An 11463-nucleotide genomic window follows, 5' to 3' on the forward strand; every position below is an offset into this window, starting at 1 on the left:
AAACGAATGTTAAAAAAAGTTTTAGTTGCCAATCGAGGAGAAATTGCGATGCGGGTCATCCGGGCATGTCGAGAATTCGGCATCGCCACGGCGGCGATTTATTCAGAAAGTGACGCCACCGCCATTTACGTCAAAAAAGCCAATGAAGCGTATTTAGTGGGTCCAGGCCCTGTACAAGGCTACCTTGATGCTCGACAAATTGTAGGATTGGCCAAGCGTATTCGAGCGGATGCCATACACCCAGGATATGGGTTTTTAGCAGAAAATGCCGACTTTGCCCGGCTCTGCGAAGAAGCCGGCATTCTCTTTATTGGCCCATCTCCTCATTCACTTGAACTACTGGGCGATAAGGTCCAGGCTCGAGCACTGGCCATTAAAATTGGCGTCCCCGTTGTTCCGGGGACAGATGGCAGTGTGGGGACCCTAGAGGAGGCACTCACGTTCTCCCATAAGGCGGGATACCCGGTTATGGTCAAAGCCAGCGCCGGGGGTGGAGGGCGAGGCCTCCGCGTCGTGCGTTCGGATGATGAATTACAAGATGCCATGGAGGCGGGAGCCCGTGAAGCTCTGGCGGCCTTTGGAAACGGGGAATTATTTCTTGAAAAATATGTGGAACGACCCCACCATATTGAATTTCAATTACTGGCAGACAAAAACGGCTATGTGATTCATCTGGGAGAACGGGACTGTTCTATTCAGCGGCGCCATCAAAAATTGATAGAAATCGCCCCGTCACTTGTGTTAACCCCTCGACTACGGGCAGAAATGGGAGAAGCGGCCATCGCCATGGCTCGCGCCGCCCAGTTTTATAATGCCGGGACCGTGGAGTTTTTGTTGGATCCCGATGGACGATACTATTTCATGGAAATGAACCCCCGCATTCAAGTGGAACACACCGTCACGGAACAGATTACCACCGTTGATATTGTGCAATCCCAACTATGGATTGCCGCAGGACGCCCTCTGGTCTTCGGGCAGCATGAGGTCAATCTCCAGGGCTATGCCATTCAATGTCGGGTGAATGCGGAAGATCCCCAAAACGGATTCCGACCTTCCTCGGGAAAAATCACGGCCTATTTATCCCCTGGCGGCGTTGGTGTCCGCATTGACGGAGCGGTGTACAAAGATTATACCGTCCCTCCGTATTATGATGCCCTGTTAGCCAAGTTGACGGTACATGGGCGAACCTGGGACGAAACGGTTCGCCGAACTCATCGCTCACTCGAAGAATTTGTCCTGCGGGGTGTCAAAACCACTATTCCATTTATGACGAAGCTCATGGAAGAACCGGATTTTCGAGCCGGGCGATTTGACACCTCCTATCTTGAACGCCATCCGGAACTCTTTGAATATGAGGAAGCAGAAGAACCGGAGGATCTGGTTATTGCCCTGTCGGCAGCCATCGCCGCATTTGAAGGATTATAACAACCGTCATGATAACGTTGTGATCCCGTTGCACATGTGAAAGGTCGCCTTATGTCACGAAAAACCGCACACTCTGATAAAAGCAGGAAACCCAGTCGTCCCGTCCCTACCCGGACAAAATTGGATGCCGCTCCCGCTCTGGATATCGAAGCATCTCCGAAGCGCCAGGTCTTTTTAACCGATGTGGCTCTCCGAGATGGACACCAATCTCTTTTGGCGACCCGCATGCGCACAGAGGATCTCTTATCCGTGGCATCCGAACTAGACGAAGTCGGATTTTGGTCACTAGAAGTGTGGGGTGGAGCCACCTTCGATTCATGCCTCCGGTTTCTGAAGGAAGACCCCTGGGAGCGCCTACGAGCTTTCCGGGAGGCCATGCCGAAAACCCGTCTTCAAATGCTCTTGCGGGGGCAAAACCTTGTAGGATATCGACACTATGCTGACGACGTCCTTGAAAAATTCATTGAATTGTCTGCTCAAAACGGCATTGATGTCTTCAGGATCTTTGATGCGCTGAATGACATCAGAAATATCAGGCCGGCCATGGAAGTGGTGAAAGCTTGTGGCAAGCATATCGAAGCCACCATCTGTTATACCGTCAGTCCGGTCCACAGCCTGAATCATTTTGTGGAACAAGCCAAACAACTCGAAGATCTTGGGGCCGACACCATTTGCATCAAAGATATGGCCGGACTCCTTCCTCCCTTTGAAGCCTATGAACTGATTTCACGATTAAAGGCCACGGTTCGAGTCCCGATTCACCTGCATACACATTACACCTCCGGTATGGCTTCCATGTCTTCCCTGATGGCAATTATGGGCGGGTTGGATATTCTAGATACCGCCTTATCTCCCCTTTCCGGCGGGACCTCCCACCCTCCAACCGAATCGTTTATTGCCGCCCTGCGGAACACACCGTATGACACGAAATTGAATCTTGAACAAATTGCTCCGGCTGCGGATAAATTACGCAAGGCCCGAAAACGCTATCGCCAATTTGAAAGCGATTTTACCGGTGTCGACACGGACATTCTTCTCTCCCAAGTGCCTGGTGGAATGCTCTCGAATTTGGCAGCCCAATTGGCCGAGCAAAATGCGCTGGGGAAAATCAAAGAAGTGCTGGAAGAAATCCCGCGCGTGCGGAAAGACATGGGGTATCCTCCTCTCGTCACCCCCACCAGCCAAATTGTCGGAACGCAAGCGACGCTGAATATTTTAACCGGCGAACGCTATAAAGTGATTACCAATGAAACCAAAAATTATTTTCAAGGTTTGTATGGGAAACCACCTGGCACCCTCAACTCCAAGATACGACAAAAAGCATTGGAAGGTGATGTCCCCGTGTCCGGTCGTCCCGCTGACAACCTCGACCCTGAACTGGACGATGCCAAACAGGAACTCGTGGGGCGAGAGATGGCTGAAGAAGACATTGTCTCCTATGCACTCCTCCCCTCAGTGGCGTTGCAATTTTTTGATGAACGGGAGCGAGGGGAGTTAAAACCCGAACCCCTTCATGACTCTTCGGAGAGTGGACCGGCTGTGGCTCACGATCTTCATTTAGCCCCGGTAGAATTTAACGTGACGGTTCACGGCGAAGCGTATCATATTCGCGTGTCGGGATCAGGACAGACGGTTGACGGCGTGAAACCCTATTATATTAAGGTGAATGACAAACTTGAAGAAGTGTATCTCGAACCGATTCAAGAAGTCTTAGCCGGGTCACCTGACCCACCACCATCCCACACATCAAAGACGGAAAAACGCCCCAAGCCATCACAACCCGGGGACGTGACCACACCCATGCCTGGCCGGGTGGTCAAGGTCCTGGTGACCGAGGGTTCAAGTGTCAACGTCGGTGATTCCCTGTTGGTGGTGGAAGCCATGAAAATGGAGAATCGCGTCCAATCGCCTATTGCCGGGTCTGTCATCACCATCTACGTGAGAGAAGGCGATGAAGTGAATCCGGATGAAACCCTGATTCATCTGGAATAATAATGCGGGGCCGTTCTGACTTTCGATCCTTCCTCCTTTTCATGGCTTCGCTTGGATGCTTGACGGTCTTGGGTTGTTCCTCTCTCAGGACACTTCCCTCCGGAATCGAACTGATCCAACGTGTGCCCTATCAGATCACCAGAGTCAACACCCATCGCATTGCCTACCTTGACGTCGGGCAAGGTCCACCGCTTATCTTTATTCATGGATTTGGCGGGTCGATGTGGCAATGGGAACATCAATATTCTGTTTTGGCCCATACTCATCGGGTCATCATCCTGGACTTACTCGGCTCTGGGCTCTCTGATAAACCGGAAGCCGCATACACCCCAAAATACCTCTTGGAGTTTTTTCGGGAATTCATGGATACCCTCAATATTCAACGAGCCACCTTAATCGGGAATTCCATGGGAGCCGGGTTGGCGATGGCCATGGCCCTTGACTATCCGGAACGTGTGGAACGACTTGTGCTCATTTCGGGATTTCCTGCCCAGGTTGAAAACAGTATCGCTTCTTCGCACTACAAAAGCTTTCTCTATCACCGCCCTCCCCTCTGGCTCGCAAAATTGGGAAATTGGATGGCAGGGAAAAGAACCACGGAACATATTCTCAAAGAAATCATTTATAATTCAGCACTCATTTCCCCTACTATCATTGACCGTTCATTTCACAATCGCCAACGGGGCGACTTTCTTGCCCCTCTCTATTCTTTAATGGACAATATCAAGACATGGGAGGGACAATATGGAAATAGGCTTCAAACGATCTCTCATCAGGTCCTGCTCTTGTGGGGGGAGCATGATCGGGTGTTTCCACTCAAAGTCGGTGAACGGGTAAAAGACCAGTTACCGCATGTTCAATGGCATGTCATTCCTGAGGCCGGGCACCTTGCACAATGGGAAGCACCCACTATCGTGAATCAATACATCCTCTCATTTTTAGAACGAAAATCCTGAAGAAACATTATCCAACAGGCTATCACCCTATGGTTGACCGAAAATGATATTTTGTACACACCTCGGCACCTCAAACTCGGGCCACCGATCTGTATAGAAGGAGCATCATTATGCCAAAAATTTCGATTACTTCGTTACTTCTCATCTTAATGGCTGTTTCATTGCCAGGTTGTTCGACCCTTAATGGGCAGTCAGAACACGATTTCTCCTACAAAAACATTCCAGTTGACAAAGAAAGCGCCAGAACAGGAGAGGGTTCGACCATTCTATTTCGAGGCACCCCTTTGCCGCTGAGTGGTAATGAAGTGAAAGCCGGAGAAACCCTTCGTGCGGTCCCATTGGCAAAAGGCGATTTATCACTCGTAAACATTCATGAAACGCAAGGGAAAGTCCGCATCATCAATATTGTGCCTTCCCTGGACACGAAAGTGTGCGAACAACAAACGCATTATCTGAGTGAGAAAAACCAGGGTCTTGATCAGCAGGTGCAACTGATAACCATTAGTGTCGATACCCCTTTCGCGCAAGAACGATTTGCGAAAGAAGCGGGCATTACCAATGTTAAATTTCTGTCAGATTTTCGAGGCGGAGAATTTGGCTTGTCCCATGGATTACTGTTGGAAGGGCCCCATGTTCTGGCACGAGGCGTCATGGTTGTCGATGCAAATAATGTGATTCGCTATCTCCAGGTCACTCCTGATCTCGGCCATATGCCGGATATGGATAGAGCGTTTCAAGTGGCTCGCTCCGTTCTACAAAACTAGTGGCACCGCGCACACTCAGAAAAACTCACCCCGGAGGCTCATGACGTTTTCAGAACAATTACGAAATCGTGCAGCGCCTATTTGGGCAGCCCAGTTAAAACATCCCTTCGTCGTGGCATTGGGCAAAGGCACGTTACCGGCAAAAAAGTTTCAATATTACATCCTACAAGATGCAAGGTATTTAGAAGAATTGGCCAGAGTCTTTGCTCTAGGATCGGCCAAAGCGACGGATGGAGATACGGCCCTTCGCTTTGCCAAACTCGTTGAAGACACGATTACCGTCGAACGAGGGCTTCATGAATCGTATGGAAAACAATGGGCTCTTTCCTCCAAGGACATGCGATCCACCCCCCTTTCTCCAACGAATTATGCCTATTGTCGGCATATGAGAAGCGTGGCTCAAACCGGGACACTCGGGGAAATTACGGTGGTGGCTCTCCCCTGCGCATGGGTCTATTGTGAAGTCGGACACCACCTCCTGGAAAAGGCAACACCTAAACCCTCACATCCGTATTATGAATGGTTGCAACTCTATGGGTCACCCGAATTTGCGGAAGTCACCCGATGGCTGCGCGAAGTCGTCGATCGCTGCGCGAAAACCGCAGGCAGGGCAGAAAAAGGCAGGATGGAGGAAGCCTTTCTCATCAGTTCGCAATACGAATGGATGTTTTGGGATATGGCCTGGCGGGAAGAAAAATGGCCCGTCTAGCTGATGGGGTGTGTTTATCTTTTTATACCATGACGTGGGCTGAATTCATCCATTCCAACACTCCGAGCTTTCTTTCACCCAACGCCTGGCTTCGAGAACGCAAACACATGAAAAGGAGCCCAAATGCCTTACTTTATTCTCTCGCCTTATTCAATTTATTGGTAGGGCTCCAGTTTCCGGATCAGGTCAGCGGACAACCTCCCATGGCTAAAGGAATCCAACCCCTTATCCAACTGGAAAGCCAGTCCTTTCACCACCTGATCCCTAAGAATATCCGGCCCCTCCTACTTCCAAAAGAACAGGAACAATTTCTTCAGGAACTTGAAGGCCAGCCGCCGGATTGGCACACCTTACAGAGCCTGGATCACACGGAGCAAAGCGAACGCCTGTTCCAACTGAACCGCGCACGAGACGAGGCCCGCCTTAGTCACAAGGACATCATTCAACATCCCATTGCCTTCTTATGGTCAGGCTTTCTCCGTAGATATATGCCCGAATACCAAGGGTTTTTGGTGGCCCTTGGCCCAGAACTCACATCCACATCATGGGGTATTGTTCGCTTCAAGCCCATGGGATTGCCCGACTATCTTGTGGCCATCCCCTCTCTTGAATCGGCCAAGCAAATTCGGAGTCAGCAACAAAAGGGTGAGCAAATTGCCATCGGCGTCCTTTTTTTTGGTACTCTGGTTGCCGATGAATCACTCATCTATAGTTTTTCTCATGATCAGAAAGGGGACGGGATGATCTTGCCCGTCGTGCAAATCGAAGACGTACGGTATTTCATTACCCGGCCAAACCCATTATCATCCAACAATTAAGCCACCATTAAAAAAGGACGTGTCAGATTTCTCCGACCCAAACCATATCAAAACCATTCGTGATATTGAAGTATTGGGGACCAGTGGTCCTCTATGCGCTCGCTATTGTGTATCTCTCCTCTCAATCCAATCCTGCCCAACAACTCCACCTCCCTTCCTTTATATTCAATATTAATGATAAATTTTTACATGCCTGCGAATATGGCGTACTCGGGATTTTGCTCTATCGCGCATTTAAATATACCACCCCGAACGCGGGAAATATGGGCCTCGCCATCATCTGCGTCATTGCATTCGGGATTTCCGATGAGATCCATCAATGGTTTGTCCCTCAGCGTCAGGCTGACATTTTGGATCTAGTTGCCGATACTTTTGGTGCCGCATTTTTAATTTTTGGTTGGGTGCTCATCACAGAGAAAGGACGAAGACGCCTGACTACCCGCAAGTAACACCCACTCAACCCCATGGCACTGTGGTCATGAAACTGATGTCTGCACCCCCACACCCAGACAGCATCATTCGATGAGGAAATTTTTCAAGGAATTCTCGGAAAGCCGGATGGCCTCTCTCGCGAACCAGAATGGGGTCACCTATCTTTTCGTCATGATACTGGTTGTCGTCATGTCCGTTGCCACGTTGGAAGTCACTCAACCATGGTCGGTCATCATGCAACGGGATCGAGAGGCTGAGCTACAATTTCGTGGGACCAGTATTGCGAAAGCCATTGAGCGATTTGTGGCGGACTGGGAAATTCAAAGAGCCACACGACCCAACCAATGGCCGCGAACGCTTGAAGAATTAACGAAGAAGGCTCCCAAACGGTATCTCCGGAAGGTCTACGCTGACCCCATAACCGGGAACAAATTTGCGCTAATAAAAATTGGCCAGGAGATTCATGGAGTCAAAAGTACCAGCACCGAGACCCCCTACAACCAGGATATCTTCAAGGGTGCCAAGACGTACCAAGCCATCCGCTTCGAAGCCAAGGGAAACACCAACTGCCAGGTCAACCCGCTCAATCCTAATGCGCCGACCAACTGTGCTCCCCCAGCGAACACACCTCCTTCTGGGGAAACTTCCCTAGGTGATACTCCTTCGACAACATCCCCGGTTCAAGCTCCATCGACAGAAGCCCCGGCAGAGGAAACCCCAACTTTTCAGTAAGATTAAACCATTAGATTTTCCATGCAGATTATGTTGTGATAATGCTCCTATTCGAACCTCCTTCAGGTATTTCAAGGGGCGGTAATCACCCAAGGAGCGTAAACATTCCCCGGCTCGGTAATACCTAAACACACACCCTTTTTTTTCTGACAACATTTTTCAGGCTCAATATTGACGAAGCGATATCCGATACAGAAACTAGAGTAGCTTAAAGAAACGAGCAGGTATCTCTAGCTCGAACTTGACAGATATGCTATGTTCAGGAGGATTTTTGATTTCTTCTGTCTTACCCCCCCGTCATTCTCATTAAATATAGCGAAGGTTCCAATGCTTAGATTGAATCCGTTTTGCGTGTTGGCCATGGTCTTTATGATGGCTTTGATGTCCTGCACTCTTCGTGAAACACAACTTGGGGATGAACTTGAACAAAAGGGCGATTTCGACGGTGCCGTGGCGGCCTACCGGGAAGCTGTTCGAAAAGACCCCTTTAATACAGAACTTAATGAAAAACTGAAAACGGTAAAAATCCGGGCGGCAGAACAACATTTCTCCCGTGGAAAGCAAATGTTGAAAGAGCAGAAAATTGGAGAAGCTCTTCAGGAATTCCAAATAGCGGTAGGGCTCGATACTGAAAAGCCCGAGTATCATACAGCCCTCAACGATGTCTGGCGCTCCAAAACAGCCCAACAACTCTTATTGGACGCCAAAAGTATGGAAAGTCTCGGACGATATGACGAGTCTTTACAACTCTATGAATCGGCCGTCGAATTGGATCACGCTCTGGTAGAGGCTGTTGAAGGCATCACCAGAGTGGTCCAATTGCAGAAAGCCTCGCAAGCCATCGGCGGCTCAGCGGAGCCGGTAACCCTTCGATTCCAGAATACCCGTCTCAAACAAGTCTTTGAAATTTTAGCGAGAACCGCCAATATCGACATTTTATTCGATAAGGACGTGCGAGATGACCTGGTTACAATTTTCACGAAGGACACGCCGTTTGACGAAGCCTTAAATCTCATCTTAACGACCAATCAACTGTTTGCCAAGCGAGTGGGCCCCGACCGGCTCCTGGTCATCCCGGATACCAAGCAAAAACGGGAGCAATATGATGACCTGCAAATTCGCACATTTTATCTCTCCAATGCCAAAGCCAAAGACATGGCGAACTTACTTCGTACGATTTTAGAAACGAAACGCGTCTATGTGAATGAGCCCTTGAACACGGTGGTCATCCGGGACGAACCGGACAAAGTCGGTCTGGCGGAACAGATCATTCTGGCCAATGATCGTAACGACTCGGAAGTCCTTTTTGAAGTGGAGGTCTTGGAAGTCAACCGTACCAACACCCAAAACCTGGGCTTGCAGTTTGCCAAAGAGGCTGGATTTGGTATTTTTCCACCAGGCACTGAGTCTCCGAATTCCGCCGCATTTTCCCTCCCATCAACATTTTCGTTCAAACAATTGACAGACATTGGTCAGGAGTCTTTTCTTTTTCGGTTTCCCAGCAGTGTGTTATTGAATTTTTTCAAACAGGAGTCTCAGGCCAAAACGTTAGCTTCGCCTAAACTCAGAGTGCTCAATAATGAAAAGGCCTCCATCAATGTCGGAGATAAGCAGCCCATTCTTCTCTCAACCACCAATGTCTTACCGGGACAGGCGTCCACGGGCGCCGTTCCCACGACTTCAACCGTGACCTCCATCGAGTTTAAGGATACGGGCATTAAACTTACCGTTGAACCGACCGTGCATTTAAACAGAACCATTTCCCTTCGATTGCAAATAGAAGTCACACGGCTCGGCGAGCGGGTCATTCTTCAAGCTTCTCCCCTAATTACCCAATTCAAATTTGGAACCCGTACCGCGGACACGGCGCTCAATATGCGGGATGGTGAAACCGTCGTTCTCGGCGGGCTCCTTTCAGAAGACAACACAAAGACGCGGGATTCCGTACCCGGAGTCGATGACATTCCAGTCCTGGGGGAACTCTTTAGTAACACCAATACCAATAAAGTTGTGACCGAAGTCATTTTGGTCATTACCCCGCACATCGTACGCAGCGTCACACCCCCACAATTAGCGAAACACACGATGTGGTCAGGCACAAGCAACCAGTACAGCACGAAACCGATGTTTTCACCACCCAACCCGGCTGTGTCTCTTCTGAACACCCAGGACATGCTCACAGACACGACCGATTCTTCCGATTCGGCAGCGTTCCCCAAAGATTCCCCATTAACCGAGGGGAAGACACCCATGTCAGCATCCGTGGAACCAGGCTCGGCGGATGCATCGCAGTCTGTGACCGATAGACCTCGTCTACAAGTCCTGCCGACCGCGGCGTCAGTTAAAGTGGGGGAGCAAATATCCATCACCATTCAAGGGGAAAACCTGTCATCGGTTGGAAAAACCTCTCTTACGCTGACCTATGACCCAGCGGTCCTTTCCTTTGCGCAGGCCAGTGAAGGGACAGTATGGACATCTCAGCAGATGGTTCCAAGTATGACCGTTTCCGCCGTGCCACATTTAGGACAACTGGTCCTTCAGATGGGCCAGGAGGGAACAGCCGTCCAAGGAAGCGGCTCACTTGCCACGGTGGCTTTCGAAGCCACGGGGCCGGGGACCTCAAGCATTCACATTCAACAATCAACGTTCTTGGGAGCCAATGGCCAATCTATTCCGGTCATGGTGGAACATGGCAGAGTGCAGGTGGAATAAATTCTCGCCGGCTCAAGAGGGGGTAACCTTAATCGAACTCTTGGTCACATTGGTCATTATGTTCATATTAGCCTCCGTCGCCCTACCCATTGCGAAAGTCAGCATTAAACGGTCGCAAGAGTTGGAGCTTCGCCACACCTTACGAACGGTACGAACCGCTATTGATGCATTTCAACAGGATTGGGCGAGAGATGGGACTGTGCGTACGGGAAAACTCTGCGTGGAAAACGTGACGACTTGCCAGGAGTCCACGGGAGTGACCGGTTACCCTAAGACCTTGGAAACTCTCCTAAAGGTTAAATTAACCGGCGAGAAAGCCCAACTCGGCGAGCAATCGGAAATAAAACGATACCTCCGGAAAATTCCCTTTGATCCAATAACAGAGACCACGGAATGGGGGCTCCGGTGCTTCCAGGATGAACCAGACGAATCCCGGTGGTGCGGGGAAGATGTCTTTGACATCTATACCACCAGCGAAAAAAAGGCAATTGATGGGACCCCCTATCGTGAATGGTAATGACCCACTTTGTAGTTATTGGCAAAAAGGGCTACACTTTACTCGAGCTCATGATTGTCGTGGCAATCGTGGGGATTCTGGTTTCTATCGCGATCCCCACATTTCAACATACGGCAATAAAAGCCAAGGAAGCGGCTCTGAAGCAAAATTTATTCACAATGCGAGCGGTCATTGACCAATTTTATGCGGACAGAAAGGAATATCCGGCGACCTTAGAGGACCTGGTGGAAGAGAAGTATCTTCGAGCCATCCCCGTGGATCCTTTTACCCACTCCTCGACCACGTGGACCGAAATTTATGAAGAACAGGAGGAGGGCGAGGACTCTCCTGCTGGAATATTTGATGTTAAAAGTGGGAGTGACGGCCAAGCGCTGGATGGCACTCCCTATACAGAATGGTAGGTAGG

At 49.8% G+C, this 11463-nt stretch carries 11 protein-coding genes; all 11 read left to right on the top strand.

The window, feature by feature from the left end:
- Nucleotides 1-6 precede the first annotated feature (6 nt).
- The 11 genes from LX98_RS09345 (at nucleotide 7) to LX98_RS09395 (ending at nucleotide 11458) form a co-directional block, all read left to right on the top strand.
- Nucleotides 7-1425 (top strand): acetyl-CoA carboxylase biotin carboxylase subunit, encoded by a 1419-nt coding sequence (locus tag LX98_RS09345; RefSeq protein WP_312641227.1) that lies wholly within the window; start codon nucleotides 7-9, stop codon nucleotides 1423-1425.
- Between the two features lie 51 nt (nucleotides 1426-1476).
- Entirely contained in the window at nucleotides 1477-3417 is a 1941-nt protein-coding gene (gene oadA / locus LX98_RS09350) for a sodium-extruding oxaloacetate decarboxylase subunit alpha (RefSeq protein WP_496428640.1), read from the top strand.
- A 2-nt stretch (nucleotides 3418-3419) separates the two neighbouring features.
- Nucleotides 3420-4373: an alpha/beta fold hydrolase gene (locus LX98_RS09355; protein ID WP_496428641.1), complete on the top strand. Its 954-nt coding sequence runs from the start codon at nucleotides 3420-3422 to the stop codon at nucleotides 4371-4373.
- Nucleotides 4374-4483: 110 nt separating this feature from the next.
- Nucleotides 4484-5137 carry a thiol peroxidase gene (gene tpx / locus LX98_RS09360; RefSeq protein ID WP_496428642.1) on the top strand — a complete coding sequence of 218 codons (654 nt, stop codon included), beginning with the start codon at nucleotides 4484-4486 and terminating at the stop codon, nucleotides 5135-5137.
- Between the two features lie 40 nt (nucleotides 5138-5177).
- A complete protein-coding gene (gene tenA / locus LX98_RS09365) occupies nucleotides 5178-5846 on the top strand; it encodes a thiaminase II (protein WP_496428643.1) in 669 nt (222 codons plus the stop codon).
- 107 nt (nucleotides 5847-5953) lie between these two features.
- Nucleotides 5954-6664, top strand: coding sequence for a hypothetical protein (locus LX98_RS09370; protein WP_496428644.1), 711 nt, complete (start codon nucleotides 5954-5956; stop codon nucleotides 6662-6664).
- A gap of 59 nt (nucleotides 6665-6723) precedes the next feature.
- Complete coding sequence (locus LX98_RS09375) at nucleotides 6724-7113, top strand: VanZ family protein (RefSeq protein ID WP_496428645.1); 390 nt, start codon at nucleotides 6724-6726, stop codon at nucleotides 7111-7113.
- 109 nt (nucleotides 7114-7222) lie between these two features.
- Entirely contained in the window at nucleotides 7223-7828 is a 606-nt protein-coding gene (locus LX98_RS09380) for a hypothetical protein (protein ID WP_496428646.1), read from the top strand.
- A 327-nt stretch (nucleotides 7829-8155) separates the two neighbouring features.
- Nucleotides 8156-10540: a secretin GspD/PilQ domain-containing protein gene (locus LX98_RS09385; protein WP_496428647.1), complete on the top strand. Its 2385-nt coding sequence runs from the start codon at nucleotides 8156-8158 to the stop codon at nucleotides 10538-10540.
- Nucleotides 10518-11057 carry a prepilin-type N-terminal cleavage/methylation domain-containing protein gene (locus LX98_RS09390; RefSeq protein ID WP_496428648.1) on the top strand — a complete coding sequence of 180 codons (540 nt, stop codon included), beginning with the start codon at nucleotides 10518-10520 and terminating at the stop codon, nucleotides 11055-11057. The genes LX98_RS09385 and LX98_RS09390 overlap by 23 nt, the downstream gene beginning before the upstream one ends.
- Entirely contained in the window at nucleotides 11057-11458 is a 402-nt protein-coding gene (locus tag LX98_RS09395; RefSeq protein WP_496428649.1) for a prepilin-type N-terminal cleavage/methylation domain-containing protein, read from the top strand. Before LX98_RS09390 ends, LX98_RS09395 begins: the two co-directional genes overlap by 1 nt.
- Nucleotides 11459-11463: the final 5 nt, after the last annotated feature.

This window comes from Nitrospira marina, assembly GCF_059568365.1.